The sequence below is a fragment of the Methylomonas sp. DH-1 genome, assembly GCF_046097555.1.
Taxonomy (GTDB): domain Bacteria; phylum Pseudomonadota; class Gammaproteobacteria; order Methylococcales; family Methylomonadaceae; genus Methylomonas; species Methylomonas koyamae.
Window position 1 is genome coordinate 3,673,779 of the sequence record NZ_CP143089.1, and the last position, 17,901, is coordinate 3,691,679.

General features: G+C 55.2%; 14 protein-coding genes and 1 pseudogene. 4 read left to right on the forward strand and 11 right to left on the reverse strand.

Going from position 1 to position 17,901, the window contains the following annotated elements; all coding sequences use genetic code 11:
* Positions 1–69: 69 nt before the first annotated feature.
* From VXJ35_RS16755 to VXJ35_RS16765, 3 genes are read right to left on the reverse strand one after another with little or no spacing between them, the layout of a single operon-like run.
* On the reverse strand, positions 70–1,566 hold the full coding sequence (locus tag VXJ35_RS16755) for an NAD(P)/FAD-dependent oxidoreductase (protein ID WP_064022439.1): 1,497 nt from the start codon (positions 1,564–1,566) through the stop codon (positions 70–72).
* The gene (locus VXJ35_RS16760) at positions 1,566–3,158 is read right to left on the reverse strand and encodes an aldehyde dehydrogenase family protein (RefSeq protein WP_064022440.1); all 1,593 of its coding nucleotides are present in this window, start codon (positions 3,156–3,158) and stop codon (positions 1,566–1,568) included. The genes VXJ35_RS16755 and VXJ35_RS16760 overlap by 1 nt, the downstream gene beginning before the upstream one ends.
* Before the next feature lie 49 nt (positions 3,159–3,207).
* Positions 3,208–4,734 carry an NAD(P)/FAD-dependent oxidoreductase gene (locus VXJ35_RS16765; RefSeq protein WP_064023566.1) on the reverse strand — a complete coding sequence of 509 codons (1,527 nt, stop codon included), beginning with the start codon at positions 4,732–4,734 and terminating at the stop codon, positions 3,208–3,210.
* 803 nt (positions 4,735–5,537) lie between these two features.
* Here VXJ35_RS16765 and VXJ35_RS16770 point away from each other — a divergent pair.
* Complete coding sequence (locus VXJ35_RS16770; RefSeq protein WP_157198206.1) at positions 5,538–6,020, forward strand: hypothetical protein; 483 nt, start codon at positions 5,538–5,540, stop codon at positions 6,018–6,020.
* Positions 6,021–6,027: 7 nt separating this feature from the next.
* Positions 6,028–6,408 (forward strand): hypothetical protein, encoded by a 381-nt coding sequence (locus VXJ35_RS16775; RefSeq protein WP_064022442.1) that lies wholly within the window; start codon positions 6,028–6,030, stop codon positions 6,406–6,408.
* 62 nt (positions 6,409–6,470) lie between these two features.
* Here VXJ35_RS16775 and VXJ35_RS16780 read toward each other — a convergent pair whose 3' ends face one another.
* The 5 genes and pseudogenes from VXJ35_RS16780 to fdhF all read right to left on the reverse strand — a co-directional run bounded on the left by VXJ35_RS16780 (position 6,471) and on the right by fdhF (position 12,085).
* Entirely contained in the window at positions 6,471–6,707 is a 237-nt protein-coding gene (locus VXJ35_RS16780; protein WP_064022443.1) for a phosphopantetheine-binding protein, read from the reverse strand.
* 368 nt (positions 6,708–7,075) lie between these two features.
* Positions 7,076–7,739, reverse strand: a pseudogene (locus VXJ35_RS16785) (IS5 family transposase); the annotation flags it as partial.
* Positions 7,740–7,872: 133 nt separating this feature from the next.
* Positions 7,873–8,301 carry a molybdopterin-binding protein gene (locus VXJ35_RS16790; RefSeq protein ID WP_064022444.1) on the reverse strand — a complete coding sequence of 143 codons (429 nt, stop codon included), beginning with the start codon at positions 8,299–8,301 and terminating at the stop codon, positions 7,873–7,875.
* A gap of 104 nt (positions 8,302–8,405) precedes the next feature.
* Positions 8,406–9,215: a TOBE domain-containing protein gene (locus VXJ35_RS16795; protein WP_064022445.1), complete on the reverse strand. Its 810-nt coding sequence runs from the start codon at positions 9,213–9,215 to the stop codon at positions 8,406–8,408.
* Positions 9,216–9,217: 2 nt separating this feature from the next.
* The gene (gene fdhF, locus VXJ35_RS16800; RefSeq protein ID WP_064022446.1) at positions 9,218–12,085 is read right to left on the reverse strand and encodes a formate dehydrogenase subunit alpha; all 2,868 of its coding nucleotides are present in this window, start codon (positions 12,083–12,085) and stop codon (positions 9,218–9,220) included.
* A gap of 571 nt (positions 12,086–12,656) precedes the next feature.
* On the opposite strand from fdhF, the gene VXJ35_RS16805 reads away from it, so the two are divergent.
* On the forward strand, positions 12,657–12,920 hold the full coding sequence (locus VXJ35_RS16805; protein ID WP_064022447.1) for a formate dehydrogenase subunit delta: 264 nt from the start codon (positions 12,657–12,659) through the stop codon (positions 12,918–12,920).
* Positions 12,921–13,880: 960 nt separating this feature from the next.
* On the opposite strand, the gene VXJ35_RS16810 is transcribed toward VXJ35_RS16805, so the two are convergent.
* A complete protein-coding gene (locus VXJ35_RS16810) occupies positions 13,881–14,978 on the reverse strand; it encodes an IS5 family transposase (RefSeq protein WP_064022448.1) in 1,098 nt (365 codons plus the stop codon).
* Positions 14,979–15,418: 440 nt separating this feature from the next.
* Between VXJ35_RS16810 and VXJ35_RS16815 the strand changes: the two genes are divergently transcribed.
* Positions 15,419–15,799 carry a hypothetical protein gene (locus tag VXJ35_RS16815; protein ID WP_064022449.1) on the forward strand — a complete coding sequence of 127 codons (381 nt, stop codon included), beginning with the start codon at positions 15,419–15,421 and terminating at the stop codon, positions 15,797–15,799.
* Between the two features lie 326 nt (positions 15,800–16,125).
* Here the strand turns inward: VXJ35_RS16815 and VXJ35_RS16820 are convergent, their stop codons facing one another.
* On the reverse strand, positions 16,126–17,124 hold the full coding sequence (locus tag VXJ35_RS16820; RefSeq protein ID WP_197495872.1) for a Gfo/Idh/MocA family protein: 999 nt from the start codon (positions 17,122–17,124) through the stop codon (positions 16,126–16,128).
* A 19-nt stretch (positions 17,125–17,143) separates the two neighbouring features.
* The gene (locus tag VXJ35_RS16825; protein WP_157198208.1) at positions 17,144–17,875 is read right to left on the reverse strand and encodes an SDR family NAD(P)-dependent oxidoreductase; all 732 of its coding nucleotides are present in this window, start codon (positions 17,873–17,875) and stop codon (positions 17,144–17,146) included.
* Between the last annotated feature and the right edge of the window lie 26 nt (positions 17,876–17,901).

Sequence of the window (17,901 nt, forward strand, 5' to 3'; positions counted from 1 at the left end):
ACTGGTTATGGGCCAAGCCGGCGACGACAACCGGCCCCGGCCGCATTTTAGCCCGTTGCCCGGCTAACTTTAAAGCCCCATGTCGGCCAGGATTTTGTCGCGCACCAATTGCCCGGACAGCGTTACCATCGGCATGCCGCCGCCCGGATTGACGCTGCCGCCGACAAAATACAGATTGGCCAACTGGCTGCTGCGTTGCGGCGCTTTGAAGCCCAAATTCTTGTTGCGGTCGGCCACCACGCCGTAAATCGAGCCCTGGTTCGAATAGTAACGGGCCTGGATATCCAGCGGCGTCCAGTACTCCTCGGTAACGATGTGCTTACGCAGATCGGTCAGACCCATCCGTTCCAGCTTCAGCAAGACCCGTTCGCGCAGCGCCCAATAATCCTCCGCGGTTAACGGCTTGTCCGGGTCCAAATGCGGAATGTGCGGCAGAATTTTGATGATCTCGCAACCGGCCGGGGCCTGCTCCGGATCGGTTTTACACGGCGCGACCAGATAAATGGTCGGATCTTCCGATAACCGGTGGCTGTGAAACACCGCGTCGAAATGCGCCCGCGAGTCGGCCGAATAAAAGAAGTTGTGGTGCGCCAATTGCGGATAAATCCGGTCCACGCCCAAGTGCAACACCAGGCCGGAACAGGTTGGCTCGAAACGCTGCATTTTTTTCAGTTCGGCCGGTGTGCTGTTTAGCAATTTCTGCATCGCCGGGATCACTTCCATGTTCGATACCACGATATCGGCCGGCAACAACTCGCCGTCGGCCAAACGCACGCCGGTTGCCCGGCCGTTTTGGCATTCGATTTCGGCGGCTTCGGCGTTCAAGCGGATCGTCACGCCGAGTTCCAAAGCCAGTCGTTCCATGGCTTTGGCCAAGCCGTACATGCCGCCTTTGACGTACCACAGACCGTAGCCGTATTGGATGTAAGGCATCAGATTCATCAAAGCCGGCGCATCGTACGGTGAGGAACCGACGTATTTAATGAAGTAATTCAAAATGTCGGCCAGTTTCGGATCCGAAACGAAGCGCCTGACGCCCTGGTCCATGGTCCGAAACACATCGAATTTCAGACTGCGCAACGGGCCGTAAAACTTCAGCAATTCCCAAAAGCCGTCCAAGCCCTTGGCAAAATACCCGGCTTCGGTTTCTCTAGTCAGCTCTTGCGAATAGGCCATGAAGCGTTGAAACTCTTGGTAGACCTGCGGCCCGAGCTTATCGAGTTCTCGGCGCTGGTTGTCCGGATCTTCGCATAAATCGACGACGGTGCCGTCTTCGAAAAAATTGCGCCAGTGCGGTTCGACTTTTTCGATCGCGACGTAATCGGCCATGCGTTTGCCGGCCCGCTCGAACAACGCCTCGAACACGTGCGGCATGGTCAGAATCGACGGCCCCAGGTCGAAGGTGAATCCGGCTTGGGTCATGATATTCAGCTTGCCGCCGACTTTGTCGTTCTTGTCCAGCAACTGTACCCGAAAGCCTTCTGTGGCCAACGAGATCGCCGCCGACAAACCGCCCAGGCCGGCACCGACCACGACGACGTTTTGATTACCAAGGTTTTGCTTCATCAATAATTCCTATGCCAAGTCAGCAGTAATTTCAGGTTATGCCAGCGCTGGGCCAGATCGAAAGCCGAATACTCGCGAAACGCCTGCAAGGCCGGCCAATTGCGCTTTATGCGTTGCCGCAGCGAACCGCTGCCGTAGACGAAATCGAGGTAGCCTTGTAAAGCCCGGTAATGTTGTGCCGAATACGGGAACCAGTTGGGTTCCTTGGGCAAGTGGCTACGGCTGGTCAAGCCCGACACCGGATAACTGAACGCCAGCAAGCCTTCCGCACCGTGGTAACGACCGAAACCGCTACGTTTGACGCCGCCGAACGGCAAGCCGGCGTGGCCGATGTTTTTGATCACATCGTTGACCGCCCAATTGCCGACCTGCAATTGCCGAGCGACCCGCTCGGCTTTGGCGATGTCGCGGCTCCACACCGAAGCATTCAAGCCGTATTCGCTGTCGTTGGCCAGCCCGACTGCATCGGCTTCGCCGTCGAAACCCATCACCGGCAGCAAGGGGCCGAAGGTCTCTTCCCGCATCAGCCGCATGCCGTGGTGCACGTTCCACAACACCACCGGCCGAACGAAGTTGCCGTCGCAACCTAACGGCCCGGAGGCTGCCGCGCCCTGCGCGATGGCGTCGTCGTACTGCGCCTTGATCAGCTCGATTTGCCGACCGGAAACCATCGCCCCCAGCTCGGCATCGGCGCCGACTCCGACCCGTAGCGCCGCCACAGCGTCGAGCAAGCGCCGCAAAAATTCGTCGTGGCAGTGCCTCTGCAAGTAGAGCCGTTCGACCGAGACGCAGACCTGGCCGCTGTTGCTAAACGCACCGTAAACCGCGGCAGCTGCGGCCCGATCCAAATCGGCATCGGCGAACACCAACATGGCATCCTTGCCGCCCAATTCCAGCAATACCGGCAGCGGATGCTGCGCAGCCTGGTGCATTACCGCGCGGCCACCCGCCAAACTGCCGGTGAAAAAAACCAGATCCGGACCGGCGTCGATCAACTGGGCGCCAACCGAGCCGTCGCCAGCCAGCCATTGCACCAAGTCCGGCGGCAGCTCCAGGCGTTGAAACAGATCGACAATGAGTTGGCCGACCGGCAGGCTCAACTCCGACGGTTTCAAAATCACGGCATTGCCGGCAAACAAGGCGGTCAGCAGCGGCGCTACCGACAATTGAAACGGGTAATTCCACGGCGAAATTATCGCCGCGACGCCGACGGGCCGGTAGCGAATACCGGCGGTGGCACCGGGAAAGGCAAACGGCGAGGTCGCCACACTACGATCGGCCAAAATATCCGGCGCCCGTTTGCGGTAATACGCCAGCAAATCCAGCAACGGATAGATCTCGCCAAGCAAGGCCTCACACGCCACCTTGCCGGTAGCCAGACGCAGGCAATCGACGATAGAGTCGATTTCGGCCAGGACCAGTTCGCCGAATTTCGCCAGAATACGGCAACGCTCCCGAACCGGCGTTTGGCCCCAAATGCCGGCAGCGACACGGGCGCGCTGCAGCTTAAGGGCTATCTCGTCAGCAGTAGCGGCAGGATACTCGCCGAGCAAACGGCCGTCGAGCGGAGAAATGGCTGGTAATTTCGCCACGGCAGGGGCAATCCGGTTAGCGGAAATATTGAAATAACATGGTCGAGGCTTACGACTTCAACCAGCGGCTGTGCTGGATGTCGGCAAAGTCTGCACCGTGTTTTCGGGAAATCATGTTGGCGGAGATCCGCGCCGACTCGTAAATCGTCGGCAAGCCGCTGCCGGGATGGGTACCGCCGCCGACCAGATAGCAATTGTCCAGTTCTTCGAAGCGGTTATGCGGCCGCCAGTACAGCATCTGGCTGAATTTGTGCGCCAGACTGAAAGTGGCGCCTTTGTAAACGTATTCGTCGCGCTCCCAGCCGCCCGGCGTGATGATTTTTTCGCATTCGATATGGTCGCGGATATCGCTCAAACCCAGGCGGGCGCCCAAGCTATCCAACACCTGCTCGCGTACCGCCTGGAAATGGGCATCCCAATCCAAGCCGCTGTCGTTGTTCGGCATCGGCGCCAACACGTACAAGGCCGACTTTCCGGCCGGCGCCAGGCCGGGATCGTTGACCGAAGCGTTTTGCACGTAAAACGACAAATCCGCGCTCAGCGTCTTGTTGGCGAAGATATTGCTGATGTTGGTCCGGTAATCCTTGGCGAACACGATGGTGTGGTGCGGCAGGTCGTAAAGCTTGTCCAGCCCCAGATAGAGCATGAAGGTGGAACAGGAATAATCCAGCTTTTGCAATTTGTCCGGCGCATATTTCTTTAGGCTGCCGGCCGGCGCCAACCGGCTCATCGCATGGGCGAAATCGGCATTGACCACCGTTTCGTCGCCGCTTACTTCAGTGCCGTCGTCGAGCCTGACGCCCTTGACCGCGCCGTCTTCGACCCATAACGACGCCACGCCGGTCGAGGTGTGAATTTCGCCGCCGTTTTCGACGACGACTTTGGCCATCGCCGCGGCGATGCGGTTCAATCCGCCGGCCACGTGGTAGATACCGTATTCGTGTTCCAAATACGGCAACATGGTGAACAGTGCCGGACATTCCCACGGCGACATGCCCAGATATTTGGACTGGAAACAAAAGGCCAGGCGCATTTTTTCCTGGGTGAAATAGCGACCCAGATTGGCGAACACGCTTTTCGGAAACGCCAGCCACGGTAAGGCTTTAATCAAGTCCGCCGACAAAAACGAACTCAGGCTGGAATAGTCGCGGGTGATGCAGGGATAGAGTGCGTTAAAACGCTTGCGCTCGACTTGTAAGAACGCTTCGTAACCGGCCGCGCCTTCGTCGAACACCCGGTTCAACTCGGCCCGCATGTTTTCCCGATCGGAATACACCTCGATCTGGCGGTCGTCGTACACCAGCCGGTACATCGGCGACAGCGGCAGGAACTCCAGATAATCCGAACTACGCCGGCCGCACATTTCGAACATTTCATCCAACACACCTTTCATCAACAAAAAGGTGGGACCGGTATCGAAGGTAAAACCGTCGAGCCGAATCGGCCGGTTGCGGCCGCCGACTTCTGGATGCTTGTCGTAAATCGATACTTTGAAACCGCGCTGGCTCAGGAGCATGCCTGCGCACAAGCCTCCCGGGCCGGCACCGACGATAATGATGTGTTTGGACTGGCTCATGTTTCCGATTGAGTTTTCGTAGCTATAGCTTTGGAATATGCCGGTAATGTAACAGTAAAACTCGAAAAAGCGATTTTTGATCGGCCTTGCAGCGTATTCGGATCTGGCAGCGGATTGGCAGGAAACGCAGCCGAGAGGGCCTGGCGCAGCCGGATTGCGGGAATTGCAGGGCCTGGCCGCGTGGTGAAAGATGGCCAACGAAGTTGCCGCGCCCATTACCACGGCGGATGATTTGTTCGCAGGCATAAAAAAGCCCACCTAAGTGGGCTTCGTCCGGTTTTATTTGTTATGTGTTGGACGCCTACCGCGCGATACGGCAGGTTAATGGCTTGCGTTTATTATTGTTGTTCTACCAGATAACTGGTCGCTTTCCTCCCTCCCCCTATTGGCAGGTAGCGCCTCTTGCGAAGCGGCCAACCTACTCAAGGTGGACGCATTGTAGGGGATAAAAAAACCGATGTCCAGAAAAACTGCGACGTTTTGTCGCATACCCTGCCACACCTTGAATCTTAAGGCTTACAGCCGTTCGGAGCGGATGAGTTCGCCGTGTATTTGCCCGGTTTCGAATCTTGGCCTGGCCGTCGCTGCCTGCAAAAAAAAGCCCCGGAGAACCGGGGCAAATGTCAAAGAGGGGGGAACTCCGCTTCAGGCTGCGCCGGGTATTCGCTCCAGAATACGCCGTCGTGCCGCTCCGCTCATAGTTCGGAAACAGTTATAGAAGAGTCTGCCGAAAAAACCTGAACGGCAATCACAGATACAATATTGCGCGGCAATCGGAGCCGAACGCTTGCTACCGAAAAGCTGTGGCCGTCACAAAATTACCCAGCAACCCAACGCATGCCGCCGATCAGGCGCACGACACCCATACGACTTCGATGATCGCGGAATTCATACACTACCTGGGTACACGGACCAATCCCGGCGCGCGACGATTGGGTTACGCCGGCGAAGCAGCCGCCTTGGAAGCCCGCCACCGCCGCTGCCGGGAGGCCTGGTTACCGCATTTGGCCGCCACCCGAGCCGCCTTGCTGCGCGCCGCCGAACTGGCCCATCCGAATTCGGGCGACGCTTTGCTGGTCGGCGGCGGCAGCGTCCACGATCTGCCGCTCGCCGAGTTAATGGACCGGTTCGACCGCATCGTGTTATTGGACATTGCTTTCGGCGTCGAGGCCCGGCGCTTCGGCCAAACGTTGGCCGAAGCGGTTGCGGCTATGCCGCCACGACGTCACCGGCATCGTCGATTGGCTGGCAAAACACCGCAGCCTGCCGCCCGCCGAATTGCTTAGCCGCCCCGTGTTGCCGCAACTTGACATACCCCCCGGCTGGGTCGCGTCGGTGAACTGCCTGACGCAATTGCCGCTGCTGCCGCTAAATTACCTAGCCGGCCGCATAGTCGACGAATCCGCGCTCGAGGCATTCGGCCGAGCGCTGGTACAAGGCCATTTGCATTGGTTGCAAGCGTGGCGCGTGCCGATTTGCCTGGTCACCGAAGTCGAGGACCGGCAGTTCGACCGGGACGGGGTGTTGACGAGCGGCACCGACTACCGCGCCTTGCTGCAAGGGTTTACAACCGATGCCGCACGCATCGGCCGCTGGCCGTGGCTGATTCATCCGCCGGGCGAATTGGCCGACGGCCGCCACGAAAGCCGAATTGTCGAAGCTTGGTGCCTTTGACGTTTGGCCGCTCGAAAAAAAGCCGGCGCGAGGCCGGCTTGGTTGAGCGGGTTCGGAATGGTTCAGTGAACTGTCACTTTGGCGATCTGCTGAACCACGTCGCGCACGGTATTCGCCCGACTGAAGTCGACCTGAAAATTGTTAAACATCTCCATGATCGATTGGTCCAGTTCGTGCTGAACCGCGGATGTCATACCTAAATCCTGCTTCAGGTTGCTGTCGGGGTAAATCTCGTCGACATCGATATCCAATGTGTCGGCGATCACCAAATAAACCGCCATGGACATCATATTTTCCATACTCTCAATCTCGTTCTCACCCATTTTTCCGCACATTTGCTGGAATCTCCATGCTGTTATAGATGGAATAATTGTCAGAAAATTCTTACAAAATATCCGTGAATAACTACATTTTTCCTTACCCGAATTGAGAAATACCGGACAAATAAAGCGATATTGCGTCCGGACCGCCCCAAACCGCTTCGCAACGGAATCTCGCCATCTCATTATATTTTTTAGAGACCACCGTTTTTCGCCAATTTCCTCGTCAAAAAAACTGTTTCTAAAAAACGCACTAATAAATCGAAAATCACCACATTGGCAGCAAACGAGAGGCTTTGTTGCATAAATCGATTAGCCAGCAAATCGGCCCCTTACCCCAAGCCACAAGGCGGATTTAGGATAATGGCCTCTGCGTTCCGTTCGGCAATCGCAGTGTGATCGCGCTTGGTATCGTAGGCACCATCTCCGCTGACGGAATCGATCCGTTCATCTTGAGGAATCTGGTTGAGCAGATCCGGCAATACCTGGACATCACCGATACGATTCGATGTGACTTCAATCGCTCGAATTTCCAGCGTTTCGGCGTCGATACCCAATGAACCTTGCGCCACTGGCGACGATACTCGGCACCATGCTTCTTGGTTTTCCACTTGTGCCCTTGGGTATCACCCAGCATTTTCACGCCGGTATTATCGACCAGCAAATGCAAGCCATTTGGATCAGGGCGATAGGCAATGCAAACCTGCAAACGCTGCTGGCGACGACATAATGTGGAGTAATCCGGCGTCGGCCAATCCAGGCAGGACAGTTTCAATAAGCTCTCCACCATGCCGGTGACTTGCCGTAGTGCCAACCCAAATAGATTCTTAACCATGAGGCAAAATTGAATAGCGGGATCAAAAAATTTCTCGGCTCGCCCCCGCTTTCCGCTGGCAAGGGCTAACCAGTCCATCTCTTTATCTATCCAGAGTAAAAGCGAGCCTGCTTCAAGTATCGGTTGTAGTCTCGCCAGCTCGTGGTTCGGTATTTGATGGATTGGGGCTTTGGCATTCGGGGCGTTAGGTTAACAATTTGACCTTAACACGGGGTTTCCATCGGATTTATGCAACAAAGCCCCGCACATAAAAAGGGCCGCGGTTGCGGCCCTCGGTTTATCCGCCGGTTGCGGCCGGGGATTGCCTTATCAGGCTTTTGTCGCCAACAACACGGCGCCGGCTTTGAATACCGCGGTAACGGTCTGACCCTTTTTCAAACCCAGAGACGACGCACTTTCGTTGGTGACGGTCGCCGAAATTTGCTGGCCGCCGGCGGTATCCAAATCGATTTCGGTGTTGACTGCGCCCGGTTTGACCTCGGTAATGGTACCGGCCAGTTGGTTTCTTGCCGAAATTTTATAGCCGCCGAAATCGGCAACAATGACGATTTGCGGGGCTTTTATCAAGGTAATGACTTCGCTGCCCGGTTTGACGCTCAGCGCCTTGACTGATTCCTTGGTGATCGACGCCACCACTTTTTCCCCGCCGGCCAGTTCGACGATGACTTCGGCGTATACGGCGCCATCGATGATTTCGCTTACTTTGCCGCTGAATTGATTTCTTGCACTGGTTTTCATGGTTACTCTCCTTAGTGGTTCGGAAAGCTGCAGTGTAGCCTTGTTGAACCGCACGGTCCTTTATTCGATTTCGAATAGCGCCACCCGACAGCAACCGGTCCCAGTCAGCAAGCCAAGGTTGCCAGCAATACCGCATTGGCTTTGAAGATGGCCCGGCATTGCAAACCGGGTTTCAACCGCATGCGTTCCGCACTCGCCCGGGTCATGACGGCCGACAAGGTTTCTTCGTTGCCTTTCAGATTAACGATAATTTCCGCTTCGACCTGGTCCAGCTCGATTCTGCCGACCGATCCCCACAGTTGGTTTCTGGCCGACAAACGCAACTTTTCCGGTCCGGTCGCCAGCGTAATTTCGGTGTTGTTGATCAATACCGCGACTTCGGTACCAACCGCCAGTTCCAACGCGTGCGCCTCTTGCCGGCTCAAGTTGGCGCAGACGTATTCGCCGCCTTTGAGTTTGACCACGGCTTCCGAGCCGACGATGCCGTGTCTGATTAGCCAGACTACCCCGAACATTTGATTGGCTGCGGTCGTCCTGATCGTCAACGGTTTCAGCAGCCGCAACGCTTCGGTGTCGGATTCGACCGCGCGATTCAATTCCACCAGCAATTGGGCATGTTTCTGTTCCAGCGATTCGAATAGTTTGAGCAGGATTTGGCCGGAGCCGGTCAACATGGTGCCGCCGCCCTTTTGGCCGCCGGTTTCGGAAACCACCAAAGTCTTGGCCGACTTGTTATTGGCGCGTTCGATCAGGGTCCAGGCGCTTTTGTAACTCAGCCCGACCAGCTTGGCAGCGGCGTTGATGGAACCGGTGCGGTCGATGGCGCGCAGCAATTCGAACAAATGCCGGTCCAGGCCGTTGCCCAACCGGATGTCGCCTTGTACGCACCAAGAGCGTCCATCGCGCTGCCACATACTTAAGTGCCGGCCGCGGCTTTGGGTTGCTTCAGAAAGTTCTCCTGCGCTTCCTTGAATTGCAAATAGCGCTGTTGCCATTCCGACGGCAACGCAACTTTGACCACCTGCACTGCGGTGACCTTGAATTCCGGGCAGTTGGTGGCCCAGTCGGAATTGTCGGTGGTGATGACGTTGGCGCCGGAAAACGGATGGTGGAAGGTGGTGTAGACCACGCCGGGCTGCATCCGGGTCGAGACCTGGGCGTGCAACACCGTTTCGCCGGCCCTGCTCTGAATGCCGACCCAATCGCCGTCGACGATGCCGCGTTCCTCGGCGTCGTGCGGATGAATTTCCAGAATGTCTTCCGGATGCCAGGCGGTATTCTTGGTGCGCCGGGTTTGGGCGCCGACGTTGTACTGCGACAGGATGCGGCCGGTGGTCAAAATCAGCGGGAAGCGGCGGGTGATTTTTTCGTCGGTGGCGATGTATTCGGTCGCCATGAAGCGGCCCTTGCCGCGCACGAAACCGTCGATGTGCATGGTCGGCGTGCCGCCGGGCGCATTGTCGTTGCAGGGCCATTGAATGCTGCCCATTTCTTCCAGCTTTTGGTAGCTGACGCCGTTAAAGGTTGGCGTCAGTGAGGCGATTTCGTCCATGATTTGCGACGGATGGTCGTAGTGCATCGGGTAGCCCATCGCGTTGGCCAGCATCATCGTTGCTTCCCAGTCGCCGTAACCGCCCAGCGGTGCCTTGACCTTGCGCACTCTGGAAATCCGCCGTTCGGCATTGGTGAAGGTGCCGTCCTTTTCCAGGAACGACGCGCCCGGCAGCAGTACGTGGGCGAATTTGGCGGTCTCGTTCAGGAACAAGTCCTGGACGACGATGCATTCCATCGCTCGCAACGCGGCTTCGACGTGCTGGGTGTTCGGGTCGGATTGAGCGATGTCTTCGCCCTGGCAATACAGGCCCTTGAAAGTACCGTCGAAGGCGGCTTCGAACATGTTCGGGATGCGCAGGCCGGGTTCGCTTTGCAATGCCACGCCCCAGGCTTGTTCGAACGTGGCCCGCACCGCATCGTTGGACACGTGGCGATAGCCCGGCAATTCGTGCGGGAAGGCGCCCATGTCGCAGGAGCCTTGGACGTTGTTCTGGCCGCGCAACGGATTGACGCCGACGCCGGGCCGGCCGATATTGCCGGTTGCCATCGCCAGGTTGGCGATAGCGATCACCATCGTCGAGCCCTGGCTGTGTTCGGTGACACCCAAGCCGTAGTAAATCGCGCCATTGCCGCCGTTTGCAAACAAGCGCGCCGCGCCGCGTACCAGCTCGGCCGGCACGCCGGTAATCGCCGCCATTGCCTCGGGCGAATTGCGCGGGTCCAGAATGAAGCCCTTCCATTTGGCAAATTCGTGGCTGTCGCAACGTTCATTGATAAAATTTTCGTCGTACAAACCTTCATTAATGATGACGTGGGCCAACGCATTAGCCATCGCCACGTTGGTGCCGGGGCGCAGTTTGAGATGGAAATCCGCCTTGATATGCGCGGAATTGGCCAAATTGATCTCGCGCGGATCGACCACGATCAACTTCGCGCCTTGACGGATGCGCCGTTTCAGTCGCGAGCCGAACACCGGATGGCCGTCGGTCGGGTTGACGCCGATCAGCATCACCACATCGGCATCCATCACCGAATCGAAGGTTTGGGTGCCGGCCGAGGTGCCGAAAGTCGCGCTCAGGCCGTAACCGGTCGGCGAATGGCACACCCGCGCGCAAGTATCGACATTGTTGTTGCCGAACGCCGCGCGCACCAGCTTTTGCACCAAGTAGTCCTCTTCGTTGGTGCAGCGCGACGACACCAAGCCGCCGATCGCGTTTTTGCCGTATTTGGCCTGGATGGCCTTGAATTTGTCCGCCGCAAACTGGATGGCTTCTTCCCAGCTGGCTTCCTGCCAAGGGTCGGTGATTTTTTCGCGAATCATCGGCTTGGTCAGCCGGTCCGGATGGTTGGCGTAACCCCAGGCGAAGCGGCCCTTGACGCAGGCGTGGCCGTGGTTGGCATGGCCGTCCTTATTCGGGAACATGTTGACGACTTGGTCGCCCTTGACCTCAGCGACCAGCGAACAACCGACGCCGCAGTAAGCGCAGGTGGTGACGATGTGGTCGTCGGTCTGGCCGTGCTCGATCAGGTTTTTTTCCATCAAAGTCGCGGTCGGGCAGGACAGCACGCAGGCACCGCAGGACACGCATTCCGAATCCAGAAACGGTTGATTCTGTCCCGCCGATACCCGCGATTCGAAACCGCGGCCATCTATCGTCAAGGCGAAAGTGCCCTGGATTTCTTCGCAGGCGCGTACGCAGCGGTTACAGACGATGCATTTGGAGGGATCGTACGTGAAATACGGGTTGGATTCATCTTTAGGCAACGACAAATGGTTATGACCTTCATAGCCGTAACGTACTTCGCGCAAGCCGACCCGGCCGGCCATAGTTTGTAGTTCGCAGTGGCCGTTGGCCGGACACGTCAGGCAATCCAGCGGGTGGTCGGAAATATACAGCTCCATCACGCCGCGCCGAATGTTGGCGAGTTGCGGCGTTTGGGTCTTGACCACCATGCCGGCTTCGGCCGGCGTGGTGCAGGATGCCGGATAGCCGCGTCGGCCTTCGACCTGGACCAGACACAGGCGGCAGGAACCGAAGGGCTCCAGGCTCTCAGTCGCGCACAATTTGGGAACTTCGATACCGGCCATCGCGGCGGCGCGCAGCAACGAGGTGCCCTGCGGTACGCTGACCTTGATGCGGTCTATTTCCAATTCAACCAAGGTGTCCGAGACTTTTTCAGGGGTTCCGAAATCGCTCCCGCATCCGCAGTTACCACATTTGTGCGCCATTCAATTTTCTCCAAAATCCGATCCGGAGCTGTTTATCTCCGGCTTACAAAAACAGTGACAACGAAGCGCTCCGGTTAACAGAACGAAAGCGGCCGCTGAACTGCGCGCCGGGAACGGGCGAACCGATATGCACTCACATTATGTATCCACAAGTATATAACGAAGTACAAGCACCTTCCATCCCTGGCCACGGCGGCCATGCTTTATTCCAACCACTGGAAAATGGCTCAGATCTCACAGGCAACGCCCGTTCAACCGCGTTCGGCCCTAGCGCATCCAGCAAACCGCCGCCGCCAACGACACAGACCGAATCCGATATCTACTATTTTTTAAGGACTTTCCGGCATTATAATCGTCAACGGTGCCCCGCCGCAGCATAGTGGATTCGTGCAACCAGCCGGCCTCCGACGCGCTAGGCGTTAACATCGATAAACAATAAATTTCCGCAAAGTGAGCAAACGCCCTGCCGGTTTAAGCTGGTTTATATCCGGCGTTTGGCCCTATAATCCGACAAACGTTATATATATAAATGCATAACGAAATACACGAGCCATGGAGGAGGACGCTGACTATGCGACACGATCTGTACGAAATATTGATTTCCGCGCCGGCGGCGAGTAAAGGGCTGGAACAACTGCTGAACAATCTTAACGATGTCGGCCGGTTTTACGAGGCCTACCCGGAGGAGGAAGCGGTTCAGGAAGTGATGGCGCATATTAAGGCATTCATAGCTCCCAGTCTGCGCCGCCAAATTGTCGCCCATCTGCAGCAAGGCGGGATCGGCATGAAAGGTATCGTACAACTTGCCGTCGGCAGACTAGCGGAAGCGGCCTAGGCGAGGGGAACTATCAGCGGGTTGTTCACCAGCCTGTTTAGAATTGCAACGCGTCGCTGAACTACTTCGCGTCGGGAATGGCAAAGTAGTTCGACTGATCTCGCCAGAAACTACGATGTTCGGGGCGAAATAACAGGACCGAAACCATCCGAAGTTTTAAAAGAAATCTCGAAAAAACGTAGAGTGAGCAACGCTTTTCTGGCCACCGTTAGCGGAAATTATTCAATGCCGCGTGGGCACAAAAACCGTGCCCACCCGGCTCTCCGCGAATTCGGGATGGTTTTCTCCCCTGATGCCGCGCCGAGCACCGGGGATTTTGGCGAGATCAGCCCGCCAGGGGAGCGGCAGGGATGCCGCTCGTTTTCGGAGGGCTAGGACAGCCCTTCCGAAAACCCTCGCCAAAATCGCCGGCGCGCAGGATGAAGCGGCATGGGGTGGCCTACTGACTCGTGCCATCCAGGCACTCGCACTCCGTGCGCCGATGGCGTCCAAATCTGCTCCTGGCAGATTTGTCTTTGGTTTCTTTCTTTTAGAAAGAAACTCGGCTGTCGGACCGACAAATCGGCAGGATTGCCGATTTGCATGCGGAGCACCCGAAGGGCGAAACACATGGATGTGTTTCGTGAACCCGACATTAAAACAAGTCATGGCAATTTAAACATCATGCGTACGATTCGCGAACGATGCGCTTCACTCTGTTCAGCACATCCTACGGACCTAATCGTACCTACGCGGGCCGTTTATTAACTGTCCTTTCTATTAAAAAAGCTACTAGCAGCCATACCCAGAACGCTAACAGGCTGGTGAAAAACCCACCGATATTTCCCCTTACCCACGGTTTCCGTGATTTTTTCGTGTTGAAATCGGTCATGACATCGAGTTTCAACCGTTTTGCCTCTGTTTGAAGGGCTTTTTATTCACCCGAAGCCGTCTGTGGACGGTTTTCAGGCGTACTTCACCCTAGGTGGGCGCACTCCACGCCGGTTTCGGCGTGAACACCAATAGGTTGAGCAACCGCGTCAGGTTGTAGGCGGCAAAGCAAAACAAGGCTTGGCCTGCGACTTTGGCTAAGCCGATGTGGCGGGTTTTGCGCAGGCCCCCGACGGTCTTGATCCAGCCGAAGGCTTCTTCGACGATTTTGCGGCGCTTGAGGCTTTGGGCATAGCCTTTGCCGCGAGCGGTGCGGCCATCGACGGCACTGCCGGTCTTTTTGCGGGCCACATGGGCCTTGATGTCTTGGGTGTTGAGTCCGTTGACGAACGCCGGTTGGTCATAGCCCTTGTCGGCACCGACGCTGCCGCCTTTGGGAACACGGCGTTTGATCATTGTTTGCGCGGCTTCGATTTCGGCGGTGCCGGTGGCTTGAGTGGTTTCGACATCGACAATCAGGCCGTTGCGATTCTCGGACAAGGCATGGGTGATGTAACGCAGTTTGGCCTCGGTGTATTCGCCTTTCTTGTAAAGCCGCGCTTCCGGGTCTGTCGTACTTTGGTGGGTGGCGTTGCTGCGCTTTTCGCCGCTGAAGTCGACCTCGGGATTGCGGCCGGCAGGTTTGTCCGGGCCGCTGCCGTCTTTCTTAACGAAGCTTTTGTGCGAGGCCCAGGCTTCGATCAGGCTGCCATCGACACTGAAGTGCTCGTCGGACACCAGATTCTGCCATTCGGCAATGGCCAAGACCCGTTCAAAAAACTCGCGACTCAGTGCTTCGGACAGCAGGCGCTCGCGGTTGGCGCTGAACACGCTGCGTTCCCAGACAGCATCGTCGATACCCAAACCGACAAACCAGCGAAACAGCAGGTTGTAGTCCAGCTGTTCCATCAACTGGCGTTCGCTACGAACGGTGTACAGCACTTGCAACAGCAAGGCGCGCAGCAGTTTTTCGGGCGCAATCGACGGGCGGCCAGTGTGCGAGTAACGCTCGGCAAAGACGGCATTCATAGAGGTCAATACGCCATCGACGAGTAGACGTAAACGACGCAACGGATGCTGTTTGGGAATACGTTCTTCCAGGCTAACGTAGCTGAACCAGCTATTTTGAATGGCATCGTGTCCGCGCATGGGGGGCTTCTCCAATTTAGATGCGCTATTTTACTTGTTTGCTGAGGCTATGCGCCTTGATGACTGCAGCTTTGGGAGTTTTTCACCAGCCTGCTAAACAAAATTTTTTCCTGAAAAGCCCGATTTTCATGCCCACTAACAGCTTAAAACGGGCAATTTTTGTTTGGTTAGTTAGTTGACCTCACCGGCAGCGCGACCATGATCGATGGCCTATGCCTTCGATTTAACCCATCGCTATCGGCGGTCATTGGCGATTCGACGCCAACCGGGTTAGGGTCAGAACCACCGGCTCGGTCACTTGTCTCCCTGGCGAAAGACTTAGCTCCGATACTGTTCCAAAAAAGTCCTGATGATATGGCGTCTGCACACGCCTCGTTCGTATCGGCTCATCAACACGCACTGAATCGATACGTGTCTAATTTTTTTTGGAGATCCAAACCATGTTTAATAACGGCAACAACAATGCTAGAAATGATAAATTTGCTCGCCTTAAAGCCATTGCAGCGGGTGAATCCGAACCCGCCGCCGCTTCATCCTTTCCGGAAATCTGGAAACATGAGGTCGACAAACCGTTGATCGGTACCTTCCTGGGTTATGGCAACTTCGAACATGAGCGCTTCGGTCTGCAAGAAACGGCGATTGTGCAAACGGAAAACGGCCAACGCGTGTCCGCAATTCTGAACAACTATCTCAGCAACGGGATGCAGTATCAACAAGCCGAACCCGGCGACCTTGTGTTGATCAGGTTACTCGGAAAGGAAAAAAGCACGAATGGTTCCGTATACAACAAGTTCGAATTGGTTGTGCAAAAAGAGCAGTAACAACGTGAACAAGGCACTGGCTTTGGCCGGTGCCTTGTTTTTTGTCTGAAACAATAGCTAAATGGCAGGGCGTCATCGTTGGCCGGCATTAGGAAAATTTTGTTGAAAAAGTCCCTTTTGCGCGAAAGGTGCGATTCGATATAAAATCTTTATCAAAAAATACAATAACTTAAAGGTATAGCTGCTGGCACAATCAGCCTGATTTTGCCAAAAACCGACATTTTCAACATAATCGGAAATTTTTAGACTCTCGGAACGCCGTATCTCGAAAGTCAAATGTAAAATTCATTTCTGAAGCAGAATTTTTATGACTTACCTACTGATAATCAATAATGATGTGCTGTTTTATATGCATGCTCTATCAATTGCATCGCTGGTAACTGATCCCAAATATCAAAGTCGCTCCAATTTCCGCTCTGAATATTGCGAGCAAACTGATTAAGTTGGTTCGCCATGGCTACACGCCATTCTTTGTCATGATTTTCAATCAGAATTCCATTCTGGTACACCCCTTGCCGGTCGGCAAAAAATATCCCTTGATCGGTTAATAGGCTGATACCTTCGGATTTTCGATAACCACTACCGTTAGCAGTATATGGCTCACCTGCAAGGTGAGACTCCAACATGATCCAAGTTTGTTCAGCTCGACCGATTACATAGGCCTCATCTTCAATTTCCTGTGCATTCAATGCCTTCCCGTTTCGCCACAACGAAGCCGCTACCAAATCAAAAGGGCCAATCAAATAGTGCAATAAGTCAACCATGTGATAACCAGAATCAAGCAACACACCGCCGCCAGCCATGCTTTGCCGGCCACGCCAGCTATCATCTTCACCTCGCGGGCTAAACCCGAGGTGGAGATGGGCATGGGCTTCTTTAACGACTGCACCTTGTTCGGTCAATCTTCGTTTCAGTGCCAGGTAAGTTGGATGATGACGGCGCTGAATAGCCGTTTGCAATGGGCATTCCTGCATGCGAGCCTGTGCCAGTAATTCGCGAGCCTCATCCAAAGTGCGCCCCAACGGCTTTTCTTTAAGCAATGGACATCCCAACGCCAGGATCTCTTGCCAAACGTCGATATAACAGTGATGGGGTAACGCTAAAATGAGTCCGTCTAAACCGTGTCGATGTAAGGCACTAATCTGATCATGGAGAGCAAGATTCAAATGCTCATAACTGGCCTTGACCTGTTCCAATCTGCAAACATCGCTATCCACAACGGCAACTAGCTCGACATCCTTCGAAAGAGAAATGGCCTTCAGATATTCTTGACCTTGATTGCCCAATCCAATGAGCGCCAACCGCTTAGGTGTTTGATTAGACATAGAAATAATCGCCATTTGCTTAATGACCGAACATGGAGCCTGCTGTCATATCAACGGTACTCCCTGTTAAATAACTGCTATCTTCACTCAGAAGAAAAGCAATTACACGAGCGATTTCGTGTGGCTGACATAGCCGTTTCAGGAAACTACCTTCGGCTATTGAGCTTTGCCGTTCTTGGCTCCAATCGCTCGTCATGTAAGTAATCGTAGGTCCCGGCAAAAGCAAGTTAACTCGAATATTTGCCTCACCCAAACTGCGCGCGCAACTTAACGTCAATCCATGTAATGCTGCTTTACTGGCAGAATAGCTCGCTTTCCGAGCACCGACTAATGCTACAGGCGAACTAACATTGACAATACTGCCACCCCCATTTTCGCGTAACAATGGACTCAAGGCTCGAATCAGCCGCATAGCAGGTGTTACATTAACCGCGAAAGAGCGTTCCCACGCTTCGTCGTCCAATCGTTCAATGCTATCGCCATAAGAAATGGCGGCAAGATTCACCAAGCCTTTCAGAGGAGGTGAGTTCCGTGTTCGACCCAGCACTGTGTCAATTAAGCAAGGATCTGTTAAATCCATAACGACTGAATGAAAATTTACGTGATCGTTGGCCAGTGCTTTCATTCTTTCCTGGTTATGATCAATGCCGATAACCGACCATTCTCGTTCCAGAAAATGCTCGCATATTGCTTTTCCCATGCCACCGGCTGCCCCAGTAATAACAACAGTCTTGTAATTGGATTCATTCACTATGATTTATTCCTTAGTATTGGATT